Source organism: Corynebacterium comes (assembly GCF_009734405.1).
Lineage (GTDB): Bacteria > Actinomycetota > Actinomycetes > Mycobacteriales > Mycobacteriaceae > Corynebacterium > Corynebacterium comes.
In genome coordinates this window covers 2,584,277-2,608,856 of the sequence record NZ_CP046453.1, presented here as the reverse complement: position 1 = coordinate 2,608,856, position 24,580 = coordinate 2,584,277, and the positions used below count along the sequence as shown (strand labels likewise).

Annotated in this window: 15 protein-coding genes; 13 read left to right on the top strand and 2 right to left on the bottom strand. The window is 66.4% G+C overall.

The window, feature by feature from the left end:
* The first annotated feature begins 99 nt into the window (after positions 1-99).
* The 13 genes from CETAM_RS12380 (at position 100) to CETAM_RS12325 (ending at position 21,920) form a co-directional block, all read left to right on the top strand.
* Complete coding sequence (locus tag CETAM_RS12380) at positions 100-1,128, top strand: alpha/beta hydrolase (protein ID WP_156229132.1); 1,029 nt, start codon at positions 100-102, stop codon at positions 1,126-1,128.
* A 322-nt stretch (positions 1,129-1,450) separates the two neighbouring features.
* Positions 1,451-3,367: an alpha/beta hydrolase-fold protein gene (locus CETAM_RS12375; protein WP_156229131.1), complete on the top strand. Its 1,917-nt coding sequence runs from the start codon at positions 1,451-1,453 to the stop codon at positions 3,365-3,367.
* Positions 3,368-3,369: 2 nt separating this feature from the next.
* The gene (locus CETAM_RS12370; RefSeq protein WP_156229130.1) at positions 3,370-3,882 is read left to right on the top strand and encodes a DUF732 domain-containing protein; all 513 of its coding nucleotides are present in this window, start codon (positions 3,370-3,372) and stop codon (positions 3,880-3,882) included.
* 20 nt (positions 3,883-3,902) lie between these two features.
* Positions 3,903-4,817: a cutinase family protein gene (locus CETAM_RS12365; protein ID WP_156229129.1), complete on the top strand. Its 915-nt coding sequence runs from the start codon at positions 3,903-3,905 to the stop codon at positions 4,815-4,817.
* A 138-nt stretch (positions 4,818-4,955) separates the two neighbouring features.
* On the top strand, positions 4,956-6,818 hold the full coding sequence (locus tag CETAM_RS12360; protein WP_156229128.1) for a FadD32-like long-chain-fatty-acid--AMP ligase: 1,863 nt from the start codon (positions 4,956-4,958) through the stop codon (positions 6,816-6,818).
* A 111-nt stretch (positions 6,819-6,929) separates the two neighbouring features.
* A complete protein-coding gene (gene pks13, locus CETAM_RS12355) occupies positions 6,930-11,777 on the top strand; it encodes a polyketide synthase Pks13 (RefSeq protein WP_156229127.1) in 4,848 nt (1,615 codons plus the stop codon).
* 24 nt (positions 11,778-11,801) lie between these two features.
* Positions 11,802-13,352 carry an acyl-CoA carboxylase subunit beta gene (locus tag CETAM_RS12350; protein WP_156229126.1) on the top strand — a complete coding sequence of 517 codons (1,551 nt, stop codon included), beginning with the start codon at positions 11,802-11,804 and terminating at the stop codon, positions 13,350-13,352.
* Positions 13,353-13,492: 140 nt separating this feature from the next.
* Positions 13,493-15,817 carry a GNAT family N-acetyltransferase gene (locus CETAM_RS12345; protein WP_156229125.1) on the top strand — a complete coding sequence of 775 codons (2,325 nt, stop codon included), beginning with the start codon at positions 13,493-13,495 and terminating at the stop codon, positions 15,815-15,817.
* Positions 15,814-17,337, top strand: coding sequence for an oligosaccharide flippase family protein (locus CETAM_RS12340; RefSeq protein WP_156229124.1), 1,524 nt, complete (start codon positions 15,814-15,816; stop codon positions 17,335-17,337). Before CETAM_RS12345 ends, CETAM_RS12340 begins: the two co-directional genes overlap by 4 nt.
* Before the next feature lie 28 nt (positions 17,338-17,365).
* Positions 17,366-18,178 (top strand): polysaccharide deacetylase family protein, encoded by an 813-nt coding sequence (locus CETAM_RS12335; RefSeq protein ID WP_231587509.1) that lies wholly within the window; start codon positions 17,366-17,368, stop codon positions 18,176-18,178.
* Positions 18,109-19,536: an O-antigen ligase family protein gene (locus tag CETAM_RS12330; RefSeq protein ID WP_231587508.1), complete on the top strand. Its 1,428-nt coding sequence runs from the start codon at positions 18,109-18,111 to the stop codon at positions 19,534-19,536. Before CETAM_RS12335 ends, CETAM_RS12330 begins: the two co-directional genes overlap by 70 nt.
* Positions 19,537-19,765: 229 nt before the next feature.
* The gene (locus CETAM_RS13860; RefSeq protein WP_231587507.1) at positions 19,766-20,839 is read left to right on the top strand and encodes a hypothetical protein; all 1,074 of its coding nucleotides are present in this window, start codon (positions 19,766-19,768) and stop codon (positions 20,837-20,839) included.
* Positions 20,811-21,920 carry a glycosyltransferase gene (locus CETAM_RS12325; protein ID WP_231587506.1) on the top strand — a complete coding sequence of 370 codons (1,110 nt, stop codon included), beginning with the start codon at positions 20,811-20,813 and terminating at the stop codon, positions 21,918-21,920. Before CETAM_RS13860 ends, CETAM_RS12325 begins: the two co-directional genes overlap by 29 nt.
* A gap of 17 nt (positions 21,921-21,937) precedes the next feature.
* Here CETAM_RS12325 and CETAM_RS12320 read toward each other — a convergent pair whose 3' ends face one another.
* A complete protein-coding gene (locus tag CETAM_RS12320) occupies positions 21,938-22,972 on the bottom strand; it encodes a glycosyltransferase family 4 protein (protein ID WP_156229120.1) in 1,035 nt (344 codons plus the stop codon).
* The gene (locus CETAM_RS12315; RefSeq protein WP_197085744.1) at positions 22,969-24,342 is read right to left on the bottom strand and encodes a sugar transferase; all 1,374 of its coding nucleotides are present in this window, start codon (positions 24,340-24,342) and stop codon (positions 22,969-22,971) included. Before CETAM_RS12315 ends, CETAM_RS12320 begins: the two co-directional genes overlap by 4 nt.
* Between the last annotated feature and the right edge of the window lie 238 nt (positions 24,343-24,580).

Sequence of the window (24,580 nt, the reverse complement as noted above, 5' to 3'; positions counted from 1 at the left end):
ACGCTTCAAACCGTGCGGCTTGGTTGTTAACGAACTGTCAGGTGCCGCCGATAGTCCCCACAGCGCCAAGACTGCAACAACGCCAAGCCGAGGAGAAACATGTCCTTTCTGACCGGAGCCCGTCGCGTGAGCCGAAAAGCCCTCGCGGCGCTGACCGCCTTCGCCACCGCCGTCGCCCTCATGGTGTTCGTCGGTGCCGGAGTTGCCAACGCCGACAACCGCGGTTGGTTGCGCAGTGACGCCACCGGCCAATGCGACTGGGACGCAGTCCAGCACTGGGTCCAGCGCTGCGACGTCTGGTCCCCGTCCACCGGGGCGAACATCACCGTCCAGATCCAGCCGGCCGCCCGGGGCGGCAACGCAGGTTTCTACCTGCTCGACGGCCTGCGTGCCACCAACCGGGCGAACGCCTGGACCGTCGACGTCAACGCCCCCGCGGTGTACAACAACTCCAACATCACCCTCGTGATGCCCATCGGCGGTGCAGGTTCCTTCTACGCCGACTGGGAACAGCCGGCCACCTACGACCTGAACAACCCGGTCACCTACCAGTGGGAGACCTTCCTCACCTCGGAGCTTCCGGTCTACCTGCAGCAGAACTTCGGCGTCGCCCCGGACAACAACTCGATCGGCGGCCTGTCCATGGGCGGCACCGCCGCACTCAACCTGGCGGCGAAGCACCCGGGCCAGTTCCGCCAGGCACTGTCCTGGTCGGGTTTCCTCGCCACGACGATGCCGGGCATGCAGACCATGATGCGCGTCGCGCTTCTTGACGCAGGCGGCTTCAACATCAACGCCATGTACGGCACCATGATCAGCCCGCGCAGGTTCGAGAACGATCCCTTCCTCAACATGGACGGACTGCGCGGCAAGGACGTCTACATCTCCGCGGCCTCCGGCCTGTGGGGTCCGGAGGACAACAACTACCCGCTGAACCTCAAGTTCTCCGCCACCCCGCTGGAGATGCTGGCCCGCGTGTCCACCCGTCTGTTTGAGGGCAAGGCGCTCGCCACCGGCGTCAACGTCACCACCGACTACCCGATGACCGGCATCCACAACTGGAACCAGTTCGGCAGCCAGATGTACAAGACCAAGGGCCGCGTCCTGGACGTCATGAACGCCTGGTAGCGAAATCACGCTGTACGCGTAACCCGGAAGGCGGGAAACCGCCCTTCGGGGTTCGTTATTTTCCGCGACCGCACGGCGTGGCCTACCTTAAAGTCTCAAGTACAACTTAAACTTAGGCTCGACCATGGCAGGGACCCGCATCCCTCGCCCCCGGTGAGACAACTCAACAAGTATTCCGCCGACTGGAGACGTCGGGACGGAAGCGGGCGTCGACACCAGCGCCGCCCGGGGGAGGGGAACCCCCGGTCGGTGGTGGCCCCTTCCGTACCTCGTCCATGCCGGCCGCCCACACCCTCGAGCACCACACACAAGGACAAATCTCATGCGCGACACCGCATCCCGTTCCCCGCAGCGCCGCCGAACCTGGCTCGCCGCCCTCGTCATTCCGACGACCGTGGCCCTCGGCCTGTCCCTGGCGCCCGCGGCCATTGCCCAGTCCGGCAGCAGCCTCTCCGATTCGATCCGCCCCTCCGACCCGCCGCAGCGAACCCCCGTCTCCACCGAGTACCCGGACGTCCAGGGCCTGCCGGCCGGCGTGGACGTCCAGCGCATCGAGTGGATCACCAACCGCCGCGTCGCCCTGTTCATTGAATCCGCTGCCATGCCCGGCGAGCTGATCCAGGTGCAGATGCTGCTCGCCCGCGACTGGCACCTGGACAAGAACCGCACCTTCCCGGAGGTGTGGGCCCTGGACGGGCTGCGGGCCCGTGAGGACGACAACGGCTGGACCATCGAGACCAACATCGAGCAGTTCTACGCGGACAAGAACGTCAACGTCATCCTCCCCGTGGGCGGCGAATCCTCCTTCTACGCCGACTGGCAGCAGCCGAACAACGGCAAGAACTACCAGTGGGAGACGTTCCTGATGAAGGAGCTCGTCCCCATCCTGGACAATGGCTTCCGCTCCAGCAAGGAGCGCGCCGTCTTCGGCCTGTCCATGGGCGGCACCGCCGCGATGAACCTGGCACAGCGTTACCCGAACATGTTCAAGTTCGTCGGCTCCTTCTCCGGATACCTGGACACCACCTCCCCGGGCATGCCGGAGGCCATTCTCGCCGCGCAGACCGATGCCGGCGGCTACAACGGCCGCGCCATGTGGGGCGCGCCGGGGCACCAGGACTGGATCGACCACGATCCGAAGCTGGGCGTCGAGGCGCTCAAGGGCACGAAGGTCTACGTCTCCGCCGGTTCCGGCCGGGACGATTTCGGTGAGGCCAACTCCGTGGCCACCGGCCCGGCGAACTCCGCCGGCATCAGCCTGGAGATCCTCTCCCGCATGACCTCCCAGACCTTCGTCGACCGTGCACGCCAGGCCGGCATCGAGCCCACCGTGCACTTCCGCCCGTCCGGCGTCCACGCCTGGCCCTACTGGCAGTTCGAGATGACCCAGGCGTGGCCGCACATCGCCAACGCACTGAGCCTGTCCGAAGAGGACAAGGGCGCGGACTGCGTCGCCGTCGGCGCCATCGCCGAGGCCACCAGGTCCGGCGTCATCGGCTCCTGCGTGAACAACGAGTACAGCGTCGAGGACGGCGTGCGTCAGGACTTCCGCAACGGCGTGGCCTACTGGTCCCCGGACACCGGCGCCCACGCCCTCGTCGGCGCCATCAACGCCCGCTACCACCACCTCGGTGGCCCGGCCAGCTGGCTCGGCTTCCCGACCACCGGTGAGCGCGTCACCCCGGACGGCGCCGGCCGTTACGTCCACTTCGAGAACGGCTCCATCTACTGGACCGCCCGAACCGGCGCCCAGGAGATCCCGGGCCCCATCTTCGAGGAGTGGGGCTCCCTCGGCTGGGAGCGCAGCGACCTGGGCTACCCGGTGGCTCCGCCGACCGACGCCAACGGCGGTCAGGCCCAGCAGTTCCAGAACGGCTGGATCATCCAGGACAAGGCTGGCCAGACCCACTCGGTCAAGGGCGCGATCGCCGCGAAGTACGGCGAGATGGGCACCGCCAACTCGGCCCTGGGCTTCCCGACCTCCGACGAGCGACTGATCCGTGGCGGCGCATTCCAGGAGTTCGAGAACGGCAACATCTACTGGTCCGCAGCCACCGGCGCGCACTTCATCAAGAAGGGCGCCATCTTCAACCACTGGGGCACCAAGGGCTGGGAGCAGGGCGAATTCGGCTGGCCGGTCGCCGACCAGACCACCATTCCGGCCGGTGGCGAGACCGTCCGCTTCCAGAACGGCACCATCAGCGAGGTCAACGGCCGAATCCAGGAGGTGAGGAACTAGTCATGCGCATTCCAGCCCGGACCGGGCTGCTCGTCATCGCGCTGACCGGCGGACTCACCCTCACCGCCTGTGGTGGGGCAACCGTGGAGAATGACCCGACGACCGCCACCACGGTGGCTCCGCTCGAGCGCTCCCCGAAGGAGAGCGCATCGACGACGGCGTCGGAAAGCGAAGAGCCCACCACGACACAGCGCTCCGCCCAGCGGCCTGCTGACCCGCAGCCCCAGGACCAGGGTGCCCGTGAGGTCGATGAGATCCCCGACCAGGAGGTTCCGCGTTCCACAGAGGACGTCACCTTCCTCGGCGATCTCTCCGACGACGGCATCGACATCGACGGCGTCGAGGATCAGCTCATCGGCACAGCAGGGACAGTGTGCGGCGACGGCGGTAACGACCTGACGTCGGCCACCCTGCCGGCAGTGGCCGGCCAGCTCGTTGAGCAGGGCCGGACGGACAAGCCCGTCGACGAGGTGGCCGCGCTCATCGACTCCGCCGCCAAGAACGCCTACTGCTAGCTGAATGCGGGATCTGACTCATGCGAAAGCTGTTGACCATTCTGGCGGTGCTGACTCTGGTGCTCCTCATCGGTGTGGGCACGTTCCGGTTCCTGCGCTCCGGCGACCAGGACGGAGTTCCGTTGCCGCCCGGCCTGCCGGAACCGACGGAACTCCTTCAGCCGGAATGGTGCCCGGACGTGGAGGTCATCGCAGCGCCGGGCACCTGGGAGTCGGCGCCCGGCGACGATCCCTTCGCCCCGACCGCCAACGAATACAGCTTCATGCTCTCGGTCACCCGACCCCTGCAGGAGCGTTTCAACCCTGAAGACGTGAAGGTGTGGACGCTGCCGTACACCGCCCAGTTCCGCTCCATCAATTCGCAGCAGGAGATGACCTACGACGAATCCCGGCAGGAGGGGCAGACTGTGCTGGAGACCGAACTGGTCACCATGCACGAACAGTGCCCCTACACGGACTACATTCTCGCCGGATTCTCCCAGGGTGCCGTGATCCTCGGGGACGTCGCCAGCCAGATCGGGCAGGGCAACGGCCTCATCCCGGCCGAGCGCATCAGAGGTGTCGCCCTGATCGCGGACGGCCGCCGGGAGCCTGGTGTGGGCCAGAATCCCGGCACGTATGTTGACGGAGTCGGTGCGGAGGTCGCCCTCCAGCCGCTCAACCTTCTCGTCCAGCCGGTCGTCCCGGGTGCCACCATGCGGGGAGCCCGCGTGGGTGGTTTCGGGGAACTCCAGGACCGGACCTTCGACATCTGTGCACCGAACGACAGCATCTGTGATGCACCGCTCAACGTGGGCAACGCCCTCGAGCGTGCCCAGTCGTTGGCCGCGGCCAACGGCGTGCACGCGCTCTACGCCACCAACCCCGACGTGATCCCGGGCACCACCACGAATGCCTGGGTGGTGGAGTGGGCCACTGACCTCATCAATCAGTGACCGGGGGTACTTGCAGGTACGCTCTTATTTGTAACGAAAACGTCACGGCAGAGGACTAACAGGACGGGTGCCTGCTCTGTTAGGTTGGCACAAAAGACAAAATCGCGTCCCGCCAGCGGGAACACCACAAGGAGAAGCATGGACCTTCAAGCGGCGATGAGCCAGTTCTTCAACGACAAGGGCGAGATCGTTCTTGCGCCGCAGCTGACCCTGGCCGGCCTGGCCGAGCTGATGTACCAGGGTGATCTGCAGCTCGGCGGTGGCGAGCGCCACTGTCTGCGTTTCTGGGACTTCTCCGAATCCCGCGAAGGTACCCCGGTCGATTTCACCCGCACCGAGATCAACACCCGCGTCAAGGCCGTGGCGGCCCGCCTGCAGCAGGTGGGCAAGATCGGCGACCGCGTGGCCATCCTGGCGAACAACTCACCGGAGTACCTCTTCGGCTTCATCGGCGCCCTGTATGCAGGCATGACCCCGGTGCCGCTCTACGATCCCGCCGAGCCGGGCCACGCAGACCACCTCAAGGCCGTCTTCGCCGACTGTGAGCCCAGCTTCGTGCTCACCAACTCCACCTCGGCAGCCGCGGTACGCGAGCACTTCGCTGACCTGCCCTCGCGCGAGCGCCCCCGTATCCTCTCGGTCGATTCCCTGCCGGACACCCTCGCGGCGACCTACATGAACCCGATGATGACACTGCAGGGCCAGCAGCTCATGGCATCGGCGAGCACCATGCCGGTCGACCAGCCGGCCTTCCTGCAGTACACCTCCGGCTCCACCCGCACCCCGGCGGGCGTGCAGCTGACCAACCGCTCCATCCTCACCAACGTGCTGCAGATCTTCACCGCGGCCCGCCTGCGCATGCCGCTGCGGCTGGTCGCCTGGCTGCCGCTGCACCACGACATGGGAATCATCCTCGCCGTGTTCGTCACCATCCTGGGACTGCCGAACGAGATCATGGCCCCGCGTGACTTCATCCAGCAGCCCAAGCGCTGGATCGATCAGCTCAACCGTCGGGACACCGATGAGGGTGTGTCCGTCTACACCGTCATCCCCAACTTCGCCCTCGAGCTCTCCGCCCGTTACGGCAGGCCGAAGGACGGCGAGACCCTGGATCTGTCCGTCATCGACGGCATCATCATCGGTTCCGAGCCGGTCACCGAGAAGGCGCTCAACGCCTTCACCGAGGCCTTCGGCCCCTACGGCCTGGCCACCAACGCCCTCCGCCCGTCCTATGGCCTGGCCGAGGCCTCCCTGCTGGTGACCACCCCGCAGACCCCGGAGCGTCCGCTGATCTCCTACTTCAACCGGGACAAGCTGGCCGAGGGCGTCGTCGAGTTCGTGGAGAAGGATTCCCCGCTCGCGGTGGCTTTCGCCTCCAACGGTCAGGTCGTCCGCCCGCAGGCGTTGACCATCGTCGACCCGGAGACGAAGGCAGAGCTTGCTGACGGTCTGGTGGGCGAGCTGTGGGTCAAGGGCGACAACCTCGCCGCCGGCTACCTGGGCCGCGAGGCGGAGACCGCCGAGGCCTTCGGCAACATCCTGGGTGAGCGTCTCCCGGAGTCCCGCGTGGCCGACGTCTCCGACGACGGCTGGCTGGCAACCGGCGATCTGGGTGCCATCGTCAACGGCGAGACCTACATCACCGGTCGTCTGAAGGACCTCATCGTCATCGCGGGCCGTAACCACTACCCGCAGGACATCGAGTACACCGTGATGAGCGCCTCCGCCCACGTCCGCCCGGACTCCGTCGCGGCATTCTCCGTGACGCGCGAGGACTCCGCCGAGTCGACCGAGCAGCTGGTCCTGGTCATCGAGCGCGATGACAAGGCCGATGCCTCGGGTGACGCAGCCGCCGTGGAGGCCATCCGCGCTGCGGTCACCACCGCACACGGTGTCACCCCGGCGGACATCCGCTTCGTGGCACCGGGTGAGATCCAGCGGTCCTCCGCCGGTAAGATCGCCCGCCGTGTGATCCAGAAGGCTTACCTGTCCGAGGCCTGATCTCCCACCGGGGATGACCAGGCACATGTAACGAAGGGATCCACACAGGCGATAACGTCCCGTACGAATAAACTGTGCTGGACCTGAGACGAAAAAAGGAAGACCGCGTACATGAGTGAGAGCCGTACCCCCGCGACGATGAACGTCGAGCAGCTCCGCGGGTGGCTCCGCGCCTGGGTTGTCGAGGTCAGCGGGCTCAGCCCGGAGGAAGTCACCGACACCAAGCCGATGGAGAACTTCGGGCTCTCCTCCCGTGACGCGGTCATCCTGTCCGGTGAGCTGGAGAACCTCCTCGGCGTGCAGCTCGATGCGACGATCGCCTACGAGTACCCGACGATTCAGGCGCTGGCGCAGCGACTCGTCGAGGGTGAGCCGGTCTCACGTGAGCGCACCCGCCCGCGTGCACGCCATTCCGGCGGTGCCGCGCAGACTCCGGGCACCCATGACATCGCCATCATCGGCATGGGTGGCCGCTTCCCGGGTGCGGACACCCTGGAGGAGTACTGGTCCATGCTCGTCGAGGGCCGCGACGGCACCGGCGAACTGCCGATCGGCCGTTGGTCGGAGTACTCGGGTGAGGAGGTCATGTCCGCCAAAATGGCGGAACAGTCGCTGACCGGCGGTTACCTGACGGATCTCTCCAGCTTCGACGCGGAGTTCTTTGGCCTCTCACCCCTCGAGGCCGCCAACATGGATCCGCAGCAGCGCATCATGCTGGAGGTCACCTGGGAGGCCCTCGAGAACGCCCACGTGGCACCCAACACGCTGCGCGGCGCATCCGTGGGCGTGTTCATCGGTTCGTCGAACAACGACTACGCCATGCTCATCGCCGCGGACCCCGCCGAGGCGCACCCCTACGCCCTGACGGGTACGGCCAGCTCGATCATCCCGAACCGCATCTCCTACGCCTTCGACTTCCGCGGCCCGTCCGTCAGCGTCGACACGGCGTGCTCATCCTCGCTCGTCGCCGTCCACCAGGCGGTCCGTTCGCTGCGTGACGGCGACGCCGACGTCGCCGTGGCCGGCGGCGTGAACGTCCTCGCCTCCCCCTTCGTCACCACCGCCTTCGGCGAGCTGGGTGTGCTCAGCCCGACGGGCCACATCCACGCCTTCTCCGACGACGCCGACGGTTTCATCCGCTCCGACGCCGCCGGTGTGATCGTGCTCAAACGCGTGAAGGATGCGCTTGCCGACGGCGATGAGATCCTCGCCGTCATCAAGGGTTCCGCCGTCAACTCAGACGGCCACTCCAACGGCTTGACGGCCCCCAACCCGGATGCGCAGATCGACGTCCTGAGCCGCGCCTACGACGACGCCGGGATCGACCCCGCCGAGGTGGACTACATCGAGGCCCACGGCACCGGCACCATCCTGGGCGACCCGATCGAGGCCACCGCCCTCGGTGCGGTGCTCGGCGATGGCCGTGACCCGAAACACCCGACCCTGCTGGGTTCGGTGAAATCCAACATCGGCCACTCCGAGTCCGCCGCGGGAGCGGCCGGCCTGATCAAGGTCGTCCAGGCGATGCAGCACGGCGTCATCCCGCCGTCCCTGCATTTCGCTGCGCCGAACCGCTACATCGACTTCGACGCCGAGCGGCTCGAGGTCGTCGAGGATCCCCGCGAGTGGCCCGAGTACTCCGAGCGTAAGGTCGCCGGCGTCTCCGGCTTCGGCTTCGGCGGCACCAACGCCCACGTGGTGGTCAGCTCCTTCGACCCGGCCGACTACGAGGCCGAGGCCGCCGCGCCCGGGGAGGCTCAGCTCACCGACCCGGAGCACCCGAACGCGGTGCTGCTGCCGGTCTCCGGCCTGCTCCCTTCGCGCCGTCGCCAGGCGGCCGCCGACGTCGCCGACTTCCTCGAGGGCCGTCCCGACGCCGACCTGGTGCCGCTGGCACGCTCCCTGGCACGTCGCAACCACGGCCGCTCCCGCGCCGTGATCAGTGCGGAGACCGTCGACGAGGCAGTGAAGCGCCTACGCCAGGTCGCCGACGGCAAGGTGTCGGTGGGCATCACCGCCGCCGACTCCCCGTTGACGATGGGCCCGGTGTTCGTCTACTCCGGCTTCGGTTCCCAGCACCGGAAGATGGCCAAGGAACTCGTCGCCTGCTCACCGATGTTCCGCGCGCGACTGGCGGAGCTCGACGAGCGCGTCCAGTTCGAGTCCGGCTGGTCGATCCTGGAGATCGTCGCCGACGACGAGCAGACCTACGACACGGAGACCGCACAGGTCGCCATCACCGCCATTCAGATTGCGCTGACCGACCTGCTCGCCGCCTTCGGCGCGAAGCCGGCCGCCGTCATGGGCATGTCCATGGGTGAGATCGCCGCCGCCTACGCCGCCGGTGGGTTGAGCGCCGATGACGCCATGCAGATCGCCTGCCACCGCGCCCGCCTCATGGGCGAGGGGGAGAAGTCACTGCCGGAGGACCAGCTCGGTGCCATGGCGGTGGTTGAGCTGTCCACCGAACAGCTCACCGAGCTCAACGCCGACGAGGCCTTCGCCGAGATCGAGCCGGCCGTGTACGCCGCTCCGGGCATGACCACCGTGGGTGGGCCGCGCGACCAGGTGACCGCCCTCGTGGAGAAGCTGGAGGGCGAGGGCAAGTTCGCCCGTCTGCTCAACGTCAAGGGCGCCGGACACACCAGCGCGGTCGAGCCGTTGCTCGGTGAGCTCGGCTTCGAGACCGCAGGCATCGTTCCGCAGCCGCTGCACACCCCGCTGTTCAGCTCCGTCGACCGCGGCGTGGTTCACCAGCCGGGGGAGACCATCCACGACACCGACTACTGGCTGCGCATGACCCGACAGTCGGTGTACTTCCAGGACGCCACCGAGGCGGCTTTCGCCAACGCCCACACCATGCTCGTCGAGATCGCCCCCAACCCGGTGGCCATCATGGGCATGATGAACACGGCATTCTCCGTGGGCAAGCCCGACGCACAGCTGCTCTTCGCACTCAAGCGCAAGGTCAGTGAAGTCGAGGCACTGCGGGATCTGCTGGCGAAGCTCTACGCCGCCGGCGCACCGGTGGATCTCTCCCTGATCTACGGCCCCGGCGAGCTCCTGCACGCGCCCCACATCACGTGGAAGCACCAGCGCTACTGGACCAACGCGCGCCCCTCCAGCCACCGCCCGGCCCAGCTGCCGGGCCAGCGGGTGACCCTGCCGGGCGGCATCGTCGCGTTCAGCACGGACGCCAACCAGGTGCCTTCCGCCCTCGCTCTGCTCGAACGCGCCGCCGAGGCCGTGCAGCCGGGCGCCCAACTCGTCGCAGCCGAGGAATACGCCATGCTGCCGGTCGCCGGTGAGATCACCACGGTGGTCAACCGCGGTGTGGGTGGCGTGACCATCACGGTCCACGGTGTCACTGAGAACGGTGCCACGACCCTGCTGGCGGAGGGCTTCGCCACCGCACTCAGGCTGGGAAGCCCGACGGCGATCCCGGGCGTCCAGGCGCTGCAGGAGGGCGGGGCAGACAATGCCGTCGCCACCGCCGACACAGACGATGAGCTCGATATCGAGGAGTTCCGCTGGGACCCGGCCTCCGGGGAGACGGTGGAGGCGCGCCTGCGCGCCATCGTCTCCGAATCGATGGGCTACGACGTCGATGACCTGCCGGGCGAGCTCCCGCTCATCGACCTCGGCCTGGATTCGCTCATGGGCATGCGCATCAAGAACCGGGTGGAAAATGACTTCCAGATCCCGCCGCTGCAGGTCCAGGCCCTCCGCGACGCCTCCGTCTCCGACGTGGTCAGGATCGTCGAGGACGCCGTCGCCGCCAAGCAGAACAGCGGCACCCCGCTCCTCGAGCCGGTCGTGTCCATCGCCGACGTCAAGGAAGCGGAGCAGGACGTGCGCGAGGATCCGGAGCCGGGCGAGGGAGTCGGTGTCGCCCCGCGTGACGCCGCCGAGCGCATGGTCTTCGGTACCTGGGCCACTCTCACCGGCAAAGCACCGGCGGGTGTGACCACCGTGCTGCCTGAGGTGGACGCGGACGTCGCGAAGCAGATCGCCGAGCGACTGTCGGAGCGGGCCGGCCTGGAGATCACGGCCGAGCAGGTCACCGAGGTGGACACGCTGGAGCCGCTGGCCAACATCGTGCGTGACGCCCTGGAGACCGAGGTCGAGGGCAACATCCGTGTCCTGCGGGCACGCGCGGAGGGGTCCACGAAGCCGAGCGTGTTCATGTTCCATCCGGCCGGTGGTTCCTCCGTGGTGTACCAGCCGCTGACACGCCGCCTGCCCGAGGACATCCCCGTCTACGGGGTCGAGCGTCTCGAAGGCAGCCTCGAGGAGCGTGCCGCCGCCTACATCGACGAGATCCGTGAGTACTCCGGGGGCCACCCCGTGGTCCTCGGCGGCTGGTCCTTCGGCGGGGCGCTGGCCTACGAGGTCGCGCACCAGCTCAGGGCCACCGACGTCGAGGTCGCCTATATCGCGCTGCTCGACACCGCCCAGCCCTCCGAGCCGATCCCGGACACCATGGAGGAGACGAAGGCCCGCTGGGAGCGCTACAGCGACTTCGCCAGCAAGACCTACGGGCTGGAATTCCCGGTGCCCTTCGAGCTGCTGGAGACAGCCGGCGAGGAGGCCATGCTCGCCATGCTGGAGCAGTTCCTCGCCACCACCGACGCCTCGGAGCACGGCCTGGCCGCCGGCGTCCTGGAGCACCAGCGCGCCAGCTTCGTGGACAACCGCATCCTGGACAAGCTCGACTTCGCCCGCTGGGCAGAGGTGGACGTCCCGGTGCTGTTGTTCCGCTCGGAGCGGATGCACGACGGCGCCATCGAGCTGGAGCCGCGTTACGCGCATATTGACCCGGACGGTGGCTGGTCGGCTATCGTTGATGAACTTGACATCGTCCAGTTGAAGGGCGATCACCTCGCAGTCCCCGATGAACCGGCCATCGGCGTCGTGGGCGCGCACATGGCCAGGCGCATCGAGGATCTGGACGACTAGCGGCAACGAATCGAGTGGTGACCTGTGACTGAAACGTCGACCGCGGCGAAGCTTGCGGACCTACGTGCCCGCCTGGATCAGGCGCGCGACCCCGGCAGTGAGCGAGCCCGGAAGAAGCGTGACGACGACGGGCGTTCCACCCCGCGTCAGCGCATCGCCTCGCTTCTCGACGAAGGCTCCTTCGTCGAGATCGGCGCCCTCGCGAAGACCCCGGGTGTGGAGGACGCCGTCTACTCCGACGGTGTGGTCACCGGCTACGGGCGCATCGACGGCCGCCCCGTCGCCATCTACGCCCACGACAAGACCGTCTACGGCGGTTCCGTCGGCGAGACCTTCGGCCGCAAGGTCGTCGAGGTGATGGAGATGGCCATCAAGATCGGCTGCCCGGTCGTCGGCATCCAGGACTCCGGTGGAGCCCGCATCCAGGACGCCGTGACGTCTCTGGCCATGTACTCCGAGATCTCCCGTCGCCAGCTCCCGTTGTCCGGCCGCAGCCCGCAGATCTCCGTCATGCTCGGTCGCTCCGCCGGTGGCGCCGTCTACGCGCCGGTGACCACCGACTTCGTCATCGCCGTCGACGGCGAGTCCGAGATGTACGTCACCGGCCCGAACGTCATCCGCGAGGTCACCGGCGAGGACGTCACCTCCGCGGAGCTCGGCGGCGCCCGCCAGCAGGAGCTCAACGGCAACATCTCCATGGTCGTCGATTCGGAGGACGAGGCCTTCGACGCCGTCCGTGACCTCCTCGACCACCTGCCCCTGACCTGCCACGACCCGGCGCCGGTGTTCGCCGCGCCCAGCGACGAGGACGTCGCCGACGAGCCCGCCCTCGACCTGTTCATGCCCGACGACTCCAACGCCGGCTACGACATGCTGGACCTGCTGGTCCAGCTCGGCGATGACGGGCACCTGGTGGAGATCCAGGCCAACTACGGCCCGAACCTGATCACGGCGTTCGGGCGTATCGACGGCCGCGCCGTCGGCTTCATCGCCAACAACCCCATGCACCTCGCCGGCTGCATCGACGCCGACGCGGCCGACAAGGGCGCACGCTTCATCCGCACCTGCGACGCGTACAACATCCCGCTCGTCTTCGTCGTGGACACCCCGGGCTACCTGCCCGGTGTGGATCAGGAGAAGGCCGGCCTGATCCACCGCGGTGCGAAGCTCGCCTTCGCCCTGGTGGAGGCCACCGTGCCGAAGGTGACGCTCATCGTGCGCAAGGCATACGGTGGCGCCTACGCCGTGATGGGGTCCAAGAACCTCAGCGGTGACATCAACTTCGCGTGGCCCACCGCGCAGATCGCCGTCATGGGATCCGCCGCGGCGGTCGTGATGATCCAGGGCAAGCAGCTCGCGGCCGCCCCGCCGGAGCAGCGTGACTACCTGAAGAAAATCTTCATGGACTTCTACGACGAGAACATGACCTCACCCTATGTGGCGGCGGAACGCGGTTACCTGGACGCGATGATCCAGCCGCGTGAGACACGCCTGGCGTTGCGCAGGGCGTTGCGTCAGCTGGTCACGAAGGACGAGCAGGATCTGTCGAAGAAGCACACGATCATGCCCCTGTAGGGGTTTGTGGCCCAAGTGGGGGACAGAGCGGGGTGCCCGGGGTTATTCTGACGCTGACTGATGATCACCCCGGTTGTTGCTCTTGAGTTCTCTTGTTCCGGGGTCTGCCGGTGGCATCACGCCACGGAAGGATCAAGCTCATGCGAGGCGCAGATACCAGACCCCGGTTCCTTTTCGTCAACGAGAACATAGGGGGGCACCGGACGGTGCACGGCGCGTTCCGGAGGATTTTCGCGGACCGGGACGACATCGAGGTGGAGTTTCTCGACGGCGGGGAGCCTGGTCTGCTCGGCAAGCTATTGCGTGCCCCGCTTCCAGGTCTGGCCCGGTTTGACCTGGACCTTCAGCCGTTGCGCGGGCAGTTGGTGCAGTCGTGGATGATGCGTCGGCGGGTGCGGGAGCGGTTGGATGCCGGCGGGATCGACGCAATGCACGTGTACACGCAGAACACGATGCTCGGTGGAGCGGGTCTCCTGCGTTCTGTGCCCACGGTGATCACCACCGACAGTACGGGTCGGCTGAATGTCTTCAGCATCCCCTACCGGAAGCCGACCCGGTTCACCGGGCCGATGAGTAGGGTCAACCCCTTTTTCGAGCGGCCGGTGCTGCAGGCGGCAGTGAAGGTGTTCGCCACCTCGCAGAAGGTGGCGAAGTCGCTGTGCTCGGCGGATTACCGTATTGCCCCGCAGAAGGTCGCGCATCTGGAGAAGGGAGTGCATTCCCCTTATCTCACGGAGCCTGTCCCCGTGCGTGATCCGGGTCGGCGGCCGGGCATAGTGTTCATCGGCACGACGCTGGAGCGCAAGGGCGGCAGGTTGTTGCTCGATGTCTGGCGTGACGAGCTGAAGGACCGGGCGGATTTGACCCTGATCACGCTGGAGGAGGTGCCGACCGAACCGGGGCTGACCGTGATCAACGATCTGGCGCCGGGGGACGGAAGAATCTGGGACATCCTCGCCGGGGTGGACATCCTGTGTTTTCCCTCGGTAATTGATCAGGCCCCGAACGCGATCCTGGAGGCGATGGTGGCGGGGCTACCGGTCATTGCCCATCCGAATGGGGCGATCCCGGAGATGGTGGTGGACGGGGAGACTGGATTTCTGGTCGATTGCCGTCAACGGGAGGAGGTCGCCCGCGTGTTGCTGATGTTGGTCGATGACGCTGGGTTGCGTCAGCGGATGGGCGAGGCGGGGCATCGGCATGTGTGCCAGCGCTACAACATGGTGGACACGGCGTCGGTCATCGTGAACGAATTGCTCGCCGCCGCCGGGCACCACCGCACGACAGCGACGGGTGGCTCCGGCGCCCGTGCCGGGCACCGCCCGGGGAGCGCGTCCTTCCCCCGGGGCGGCCGCGGCGACTCCGGCATCACCCGTTTCCGAATCCACGACACCGTCGACCAGGAGCTCGAGGCCCAGTGGGAGGACCTCGCGCAACGATACTCCACCAGATTCTCTTCCCGCCCCTCCTACGGGTTGAGTTGGTTCCGGGCCCTGGGTAAAGGGGACCTGGCGGTGGCGACGGTGCACCGGCGAAATCGGTTGGTGGCGTTGCTGCCGCTGCACACCCGGGCTCGGGCGGGAATCACCGTGCACCGGTTGCTCGGCCATGGCCGGGGCACCGTCGGGGAGGCGCTGGCGCAGGACGCCACGTCACAGGATGAACTGGTGGCGGGACTTCACGATGCCGGGGTGGTGCTGGAGTTGACACATCTGCCCGAAGATTCGCCGGTGACCACGGCCCTGCTGGATCATGGCGGGTGGACCGTCGAATACGAGACGGACGAACATTGCCCGGTGATTGACCTTCCGCCCGGAAGTACGCCGCACGACATCCGCAGCGGAAAAACGCTCCGGCGTTTCCGGGTTGCGAGGGAACGCATCGGGGAGCAGTTCGGGCCGGTGGGTTTTGTGGTTGTCCGGACACCGGGGGAGCTTCGGGCGGCATGGCCTGAGATGGTGCGGGTGGCCAGGGTATCCAGTGAGGCGGATCCGGAAGGACGTGTCAACCTGCTCGGTGATGACCATGCGGACTTCGCGGAGCGTTTTCTGACCCGGGAGGCGGAGGGCGGCCATCTCCTGGTTGTCGGTCTCACGGTGGACTCCACCTGGGTTGCGCTCAATATCACCTTCCAGACCGGTGAGCGGGTGGAGGGATGGTTCACCCGATTCGATCCCGCCTACGGAAAGCTCCTTCCCGGGCACCAGATGCTCGAGCATCTGGTCGGGCTCCACGATGATATGGGGTTCACTGTCGTCGATGAGATGATAGGACGTGGAGCCTATAAACAGGACTGGCAGACCTCGGAATACCGGGTAGGAACCGTGGTGGCGGCCCCGGTCGCCCGCGCCCCGGCAATCCCACTGGTCAGAAGCATCAACGGGACAACGGATGCGCTGCGCCGGGGGATCGGGTGGATACGTCCTCACGTGCCCGTTGCTGCCCGGCCCGGCGAGGGAAGATGAACGCCGTCAGTCAGGAGGGTGGGGTACCTCGTCGGGGCCCCCGGAGAGGCGGCAGGTCGGAGAACCGACTCCTGTTCAGCAGCAGTACTGCACTCATCGTCGGGCGGCTCGCCACAGCCGTATTCGGTTGGGCAGGAAGCGTCATCATTGCCCGTACGCTCACGGGTGATGACTGGGGACGTTACTCCTTTGTCTTCGCGCTTCTCGGACTCATGGCCGTGGTGACCGACCTCGGTGTCGGTCGCGTCGTGCTTTCCCGCCTGGCATCAGGAAATCCCGCTGAGGCGTCCGAGATCGCCGGTTCTTTCATCTCCCTCCGAACACTGCTGGGGGGCATCGGTTATTTCGTCGCCCTCGGTTACGCGTACTTCTCCGGGCTGTCCCCGCTCGTCATGGCGGCCGCGGCTCTGGCAGGCACCACGATCGTCCTCGCTACCCCCGCCAACGCATTATTCGTTCTCTACCAGAGCAAACTCCGCCTGACCTATGTGGCGGTTTGGGACATCATCGGTCAAATCGTACAGTTCGGTGTCATTCTGGCGGTGGCGGTCGTCCATCCCACAGTGCTCGCCTTCATTGTTCCCGCGATCGTCCGGGAGATCATCGTGTTCACTGCCCGGGCGGTGGGCCTTGCCCAGCTGTTTCCCCCTGGGGCCCGGCCGTCCTTCAGGGTCCCCACCGGGCACTGGGGTGAGATGCTCCGGGAAGCCCTCCCCATCTCCGTCGGCCTGGCCTTATTGACCTTCGCCAGCCGAGTCGACATGCTCATGCTGCAGAAAATCGACACCTACGAAGCCGTAGGACTGTATGCGATCGGCTATAAGTTCTCGGATCTGCTGGCCTTGGTCGTCGGGGCCCTCGCCGTCCCCTTCACCACGGTTCTCATCAAGTCGTGGCCCGACAAACCCGCCGACTTCCGTGAACGTCTGTTTCAGGCATTGGCCGTGGCGGCCATACTCGGTGGACTGGCAGTGGTGATTTTCTGGCCCAGCTCCAGGGCACTGATCACTTTCCTCTACGGTCCACAGTTTGCGGGGGCGGCGACCGCCGCGGCCCTGCTGGTGGCGGGAAGCGCATTGTCCGGTCTCACTTTCGTGGTGATATCGGCGCTGATCGCCGCGAAGAAGCTACGGGTTTTCCCCTGGCTGGCTTCCGTGGGACTCCTGCTCAACGTCGGGCTCAACCTGCTGCTCATCCCACGCTGGTCCATAGATGGGGCAGCGGTGGCCACAGTCCTCACCCAGCTGGTGATGCTCCTGGTGATGCTCCTTCTCATCCAGATGAGCCTCGGGATTCCGGGGATCTCTCCGTGGGGTCTGCTGATCCGGCAGTCACTCATCGCGGGGGCGGTCGTGACACCAGCGACTCTCCTGGTCCTTGAGACCGACGCCCCCTGGATTCTCGTCGCTGTGGTGAGCGCGATGGTTCATCTTCTCGTCTCTGCGCTGGCAGAAGGCCGGGAGAGTACCGCCATTATCGGCCATGCCCGTTCGTACCTGGGCAGACGATCTGCTGCCTGAAGTCAAACCCGGGAAGAAGGAGGATAACGTGGCAAACGAATCCCTGAGAGGCGCCGAAGCGCGGAGACTCCGCAGGCTGGCAGGCCCCGTGACCGATCGTCTCGGAGGGTCGGGGGTGGTGCTGGCTTACCATGACATCCTCCCCGATTCCTCCGTGCCGTACCTCTACTCCGTGCGGAACTCCGTGTTCCGCGAACAGGTCACGACGGTCGCCCGGCTCGGCTATGAGTTCGTCCATCTCTCGCATCTGGCAAAGAACCTCGTCAATGGTCAGCCGGTCTCCGGAAAGGTCGCCATCGTCTTCGACGATGCCCTGGTGGGGGTCCACAGAAATGCGCTTCCCTTCCTCCGGAGCAGGCAGATCCCCTGGACCTTGCTGCCGGTGACCGCTTGCCTGGGCATGTACCCGCCCTGGTGGGGAAAGGCGGACAGGACGATGACCCTGAGCGAGATACAGGGTGCAGTGGCTGCCGGGGCGGAGTTGTGCTCCCACACGGCTAACCACGTCTCGCTCCCGGACTTGGATCGGGGCAGGGCACAGGATGAACTCGTCCGGTCCCGGGAACTGTTGTCGGAATGGGGAGGCAGAGAGGTCCTGGACCTCTGCTACCCCTTCGGCCACCAGAATGAGCGGGTGAGGGAACTGACCAGGGAGGCCGGATACCGCACCGGATGGTCGTTCACCAACGGACGGTGCCATTCCGACGACGACCCCTTCACCCTTCGCCGGATGGCCATGCGCGACGACATGCGAGGACTCGGCTGGGTGAAGTGGCTGCTTCGTCCACGTTGGACCTGGCCGGCCGTGCGGGACGTGGATCCGGAAAGCTGGTCGAGGTGATGACCGCCATCGTCGTGACGGCAGTGTTAGGCGTCCTGCTTTTTCTGCTGGCGGCCAGGAGGCCGCAGTGGGGGCTCATTGCCGTGGCCGCCCTGGTCCCTTTTCATGGCCTTCTGTTGATCATGCCCGTGGCAGCCCCGTTCTGGAAGGAAGCGGCGGTACTCGCCGTCGCCACGGCTGGCTTCTTCGCCTCCCGCCCCAGGGAACGGTTCACCGTCGCCCCCTGGTTGACCCCGGCCCTGGTCCTGGTCCTGGCGGGTGCAGTGTCCGCCCTCGTGGTTCTGGGGACTGCGGCAGCCTTCCCGGTGAAGATCGCGTTCTTCTACCTCATCCCAGCTGTGGTGGTCTATTTCTTCCCCTTCACCCGGGCAGACAAGGACCTGCTGGTGTCCGTCCTCATGGGGACCGGACTGTTCAGTGCGCTCTTCGGCCTGTGGCAGCAGGTGGCAGGCGGGTACCGGCTCGCCACCCTGGGCTACGAGTGGAATGAGCAAATCCGAACCGCAGGTCCGCTTCTCCGCAGCTTCGGAACGTTCAACCAGCCGTTTCCCTTCGGGTTCTACATGATGCTCGTCCTCACCGTCGCGGGAGCTGCGGCCCTGGCACAGCCCGGTCGACTACGGTCCAGACTCTTCTGGGTGACAGCCCCGATTCTTCTGCTGGCCATGGCCTCCTCGGTTGTCCGTGCCAGTTTCCTGGGGTTGCTCGTGGCGGTGGTGGTGGTGGGGGTGGTCCTTCATCGCCGACTGCTCGGATATTTCGCTGCCCTACTCGGTGTCGCCCTGTTCCTGGTGCCTGTGGCACTTCTCGCTGACCGGCAGGGGGTGCTGGCGACCATGGTGTCTTCGAGCAGCCTGCAGCAACGTGGCGGGCACTGGTCGCTCACGCTTCCACAGATGCTGGTCCGTCCTTTCGGTGGGGGACTCGGCACGACCGGTTCCTCCGCGGAGAAGGTGGCGGAGACTGTCGGCCCTCTGGTCCGGGTGTACCAGCCTGACAACCAGTATCTGAAGATCGGCCTTGAACTCGGAGTGTGGGGGCTTTTCCTCTACGGGGTGGTGGTCGCGGTGGCAGTCGTCGTGCTGCGTCGACTCATCAGGGTTCAGGAAGACGTGTTTGAGCGGGGCTTCACAGCGGGGGTCCTGGGGGTGACCGTGGCCGCCTGCGTCGCTGCAGGGTTCTCCACCTACCTGGAGATTTTCCCCTTGGACTTCTACTTCTGGCTGCTGCTGGCCTGCGCGGCATCGGTGTCCCGAGGAGAAGCTGCCCTGGTCGGGGGGTGGTCCCCCGTGGGGCGGCCGGTCCCCGTCGTGACAGTCCCTCCGTCGTGGAAGGGACGCCGTGACGGCGTTCCGTGAAAGTGAGGGACAGGTCGTGATTGTGGTGGAAAACACTTTCCGCGGGCGGTTTCTGTAGTAGTTTCAGGTCAAGGTTGATAACCCGATCCACGGGGGAAGGGATCCGAAAATGTCAGATAGCGCGTCCACAGATCCGCGGCCGGCATCTGGTCAAGTCCCAGCCTCCCCCACCGCCCCTGCCCCCCTTGACCTGGGACTGATCTTCGCGGCGTTTCTTCGTTCCATCCCTGTGGCTCTGGTGATCGCACTGGCGGCGGCCGGGATCACCTTCCTGGTTCTTTCCCGGATGGATCCGGTGTACGAGGTGAAGACCGAGGTCTCTCTAGGAGCCCCCGCCGATGCGAGCCTTGATCCGGAGACCCGGGCGAGGCTGGGATCCCTCTACGCGTTGATCGCCAACGACCCCGCAACGCGGGACCTGGTGAAGGATGAGACGGGACTGGATGATCCCTGGGTGACAGCAACCGAAACAGCGGTGCCAGGGGTGATTGAGGTCGCTACCCGCGCGGGGAGCGTCGGGCAGGCGCGTGCCGCAGCCGAGTCGGTCATCGGGTCCATGATCCTCCGCAGCGACGCTTTCTCCTCCCAGTCCGCGCGAGTGCGGGCGGAAGACGCGGAGCGCAGGATCGTTGCGCTCCAGGAGCAGATCGATGCCCGTCGGGCAGAGGATCCGGCGGCGGCCGTGGCGGATCTTGAGGACCAGATCGGATTGATTCGTCAGGAGAACCGGGAGTTTCGGCCGCAGCAGGTGCAGCCGTTCGTGCTTTCCCAGTCCGACAACGACGGTGACCAGGTGTGGCCCAGGGTATGGTCCACCACCCTGGTGGTGGCGATGCTGGTGTTCCTTCTCGCGCAGATCCCGCTCACGATATGGCGGCTGCGACGACACCGGCGGGCGGACGGGCTCTGGCTGCGGATGATCGGTCGACGCTTCGAGGTGGACCGGGAACTGTCGGCGGCGGGTGGGGGACTCACACCCCTTGCGGAGGCGAGGACGGCCGCTGTGCTGGCACATGGCGGGAACGTCCTTGTCCTCGGGGAATCAGACGCCGGAGAGACGTTCCACTCCCACGGCCCGGGGCACCTCCACCAGGCCAGCTGGTCGGCTTCCTGGTGGCGGGAACTGCCGCCTTCGGATGTGCAGCTGGGCGTCGTGGTGGTCGACAAGGGGGAGCGGCGGGCCAACTTGGCCAGTACGGCAGTGGAAAGGCTGGTCAAGAGCGGTGTCCCCACTTTCGTGGTGGTCCGGTCCGGAAAGAAGAGGGAGAGCAGCGGTGGCATCGAAAATCGCGATCGTTCATGAACGTCTGACCGACATCGCCGGCAGTGAGCATGTCGTCGCCGAGCTCGCGGCAATTTGGCCGGAGGCGGAGGTCCACGTGCCCTTCGCGCGGGCAGAAGGCATTCCCGGGGGGTTGGCGGACCGGGTCCGGACCGGTCCGCTGCAGCGGGTCTACCGTGCATCGGGCGAGAAATCCTACGCACCCCTGCTCCCCCTCGTACCGTGGGCGTTGAGGCACGGGAGTCTACGGTCGGCTGAGGTTGATGCGGTCGTGGTCAGCCATCATGCGTTCGCACTCGCTGCGGTCGGTGCCGTCGACGCCCCGTCGGTGGCCTATGTCCACTCTCCGGCACGGTGGGCATGGGACAGCTCCTTCCGCCGGGACGAGGCGGCCGGCTTCCCCAAGTCCGCGGCGCTGTGGACCCTTGCCGCCCGGGCGCGGGGCAACGAAAGGAAGTGGGCGCCCCGCGTCACCGCTGTCGTGGCCAATTCCACTGCTGTCCGGGGCCGCATCGAGCAGTGGTGGGACAGGGCGGCGACCGTGGTGCATCCTCCGGTGGACACAAAATTCTTCTCCCCTGACCACGGCGTGAAGAAGGGAGATTACTTTGTGGCGGTGGGGAGGCTGGTGCCGTACAAGCAGGTTCCTCTCGCAGTGGCAGCCGCGGTTGAGGCAGGGGTCAGGCTGATCGTCGTCGGTGAAGGCCGGGACATGGATCGCGCCCGCGCGGCAGCGGGACCGGGGGTTGAATTTCGGGGTCGTCTGCCGGGTGCGGAGATGCGGGATCTGGTGCGGGGTGCGCGTGCCCTCCTCCTGCCTGGCGAAGAGGATTTCGGGATTGTTCCGGTGGAGGCGATGGCCTGCGGTACCCCCGTGATTGCGTTGGGGCGAGGGGGAGCGGTGGACACCGTACGGCCAGGGGAGACGGGGGTCCTGGTGGACGGGGACGACCATCGGGAGGTCGTCCACAACTTCGCTGACGCCCTACGGAGTTTCGATGATTCCCGCTACGGCACGGAAGCTCTCACGTCATGGGCCGACACCTTTTCACCGGCCGAATTCCGCCGGAAGATGGCCGAGGTCGTCGCCGGGGTGCTGTGACCTTTTCACCCCCGGAGTCAGAGGAGGGAGGTGTACACCTGGGCGGTGGCGGCGGCGGTTTTCTCCCAGGTGAGGCTGCGGGTGCGGACGGCGGCGTCGGCAAGCAGCCTCGTACGGGCATCCACGTCGTCGAGGGCCGTCCGGAGAGCCGCGCGCCAGCGGGAGGTACTCAGCCCCGGGACCACAACGGCACCCTTGCCGACCGCCTCGGGGATGCCGCCGACGGCGCTGGCCACCACGACCGCGCCGCAGGCCATGGCCTCCACCGGTGGCAGCCCGAAGCCTTCGTAGGCGGAGGCGTAGGCCACGACATCCGCGGCCCGGTAGAGGGCCGGTATGTCCTCCATGTCGACGTAGCCCAACCCCATCGATCCGGCGGGGCGTCGGGGACCGTCGGTGCCTCCCCCCGCCAGGACCAGGGGAACCCCCGTCCCCAGCAGGGCCTCATTGACCACCTCGGGCCGTTTCCGTGGCTCGAGGGTGCCCAGTTGCAGGACAAATCGCCCTGGGAGACGGTACTTCCGCCGGACCATCCGCACGGCTTCGGCGGAGGGGACTCTCGCCCACGGGCCGGGGGCGAGGGGGGTCACCACCGATTCCCGGCCGGTCAACGCGGCGACACGGTCGGCTGTGAACTCGGACACCGCGATCACAGCGTCGGCGCTTCGCAGTGCCCTGCGGATCAGGAGGCGTTCGCCGCGGGCCCGCATCCTCGACATGGCCCAGGGGGTGTCGAAGACGGACAGGTCATGGACCGTGGACACTGTGGGGGAACGCTGGCCTACCGGGAGGTCGACGTCGAGGCCGTGGAACAGTCCCCCGGTCACGGGGATCATGCCCTGGAAGGCCCGCCGCGCTCCGGAGGCGATCGGGCGGATCAACGGCTGAACCGAAACGGGTAGCTCGTCTGCGGCGTCTTTCTGCACCACAGCAGCCAGCGTGGGCAGAGTCACCAGGTTGGCCAGGGCCCGGATGAGTTCACGTTGGTAGGTCTGCACCCCGCTGCCGTTCGGGCGCAGCGCCAGCGCCCCGAAGACGATCCCGGGGTTCATCCCCCGCTCCCGCCGACCACTGCCCGGAAGGTGAGAAGGAGGATCTTGAAGTCCAACCAGGGGGACCAGTTCTCGATGTAGAAGTTGTCGTAGAGGGCACGGTCGCGGATGCTCGTGTCCCCTCTCAGCCCGTTGATGGCGGCCCACCCGGTCAACCCCACCGGGACGCGGTGCCGTTCGGGGTAGTCCGGGAATTCCTGGCTGAACTTCTCCACGAAGTAGGGGCGTTCGGGTCTCGGTCCGACAAGAGCCATGTCGCCGCGGAAGACATTGTAGATCTGCGGCAGCTCGTCGAGGGAGAATCGTCTCATCGTGGCGCCCAGCCGGGTCAGGCGGGCGTCACCGGCTATGTTCCATCGCGAATCGGATTCCCCCGGGTCAGCTGGCGTCATGGTCCGGAATTTCAACAGCTCGAAGGGTTTCCCGTCCATGCCGATCCTCTCCTGCCGGAACAGTACCGGGGCGGTCCTGTGGTTGATCTTCACCACCAGAGCCAGGGCCAGCAGAACAGGGGAGAGGAGCACCAGTGCGACTCCGCTGACCAGGATGTCAAATGGTCGTTTGAGGAACCACGTGAGCGAGCGGTGGGCCGCACGGGCCACCCGCCGCAGCGGGAGGGCCCCGATCATCTCGGTACGATTGTCTCTGTCGAGGTATTCCGGGAGGCGGGGGACGATGTAGAGCTCCGCAGCTTCTCGAACGCAGGACCGGAGGGCCTTGCGCAGGTCCCCGTCGGAAAAAGAACTGAAGGCGATGATGACGGTCGTTGCCCGATGTTCACGGATCAGTGCGGGAAGGTCGGAGTCCAACTTGCCGGTCACCACTCCGGGAACGGGCTGTACCGGTTCTATTTCGCGGTCGACGAGTGCCACGGGGAGTAGCCCGAATTCCGGAATTTTCTTGAGATTGTTGCAGAGCTGGCGCGCGATCGGCCCGGAGCCCAGGATGAGCGTCCTGCTCAGAATTTTCGGGCTCCACCGACGCCGGATGCCGAGGGAGACCGACACGATGGTCTTGAAAGCCACCAGACTCGCGGCGGTGGCCAGCGAGAAGTACACGGTCTGGGGTGCATCCAGCTCCGGATTGAATACTGAGACGGCCACAAAGGGGACTACGGTGCCGGCCACGAGAAGTCGTGGAAGGTCATCGAGCACTGACAGGCCGAGTCTGAAGCGGTAGAGATGCGGCACCGCCATCAGGCCGAGGGACGTTGCCGCGGCGGTCAGCACCGGCCGGGGGAGACCCGCGAGGAGGCACACCATGAGGATGCCGAAGCCATCCGCCAGGCGTTGCCACGGATCCGGTACGTAATGGGCGAAGCTGACTCCGACTGAGCGGTTTTCCGCTCGGTGGAACACGCTTCCAGCCACCCGGATTTTACGGGGTGATGCACTCGGGTTTATCGGAACCATTAACTCCACTGACTTCCGTACAGGAGACTTGCCTGCTTCCAGGAAGCGGCCAGCCAAAAGTTAGAACACTTGCTTTAACTCGATAGTTCATCGGGCGTTCTCGCTACGGGCGAAATTGTCCGGCGAGCGGCTCGGGCCGGTTGGCGGCTGGTGCTCCTGTGGGAAGGTCAGGTGGGTGATCCTTCACGAGGGGGGC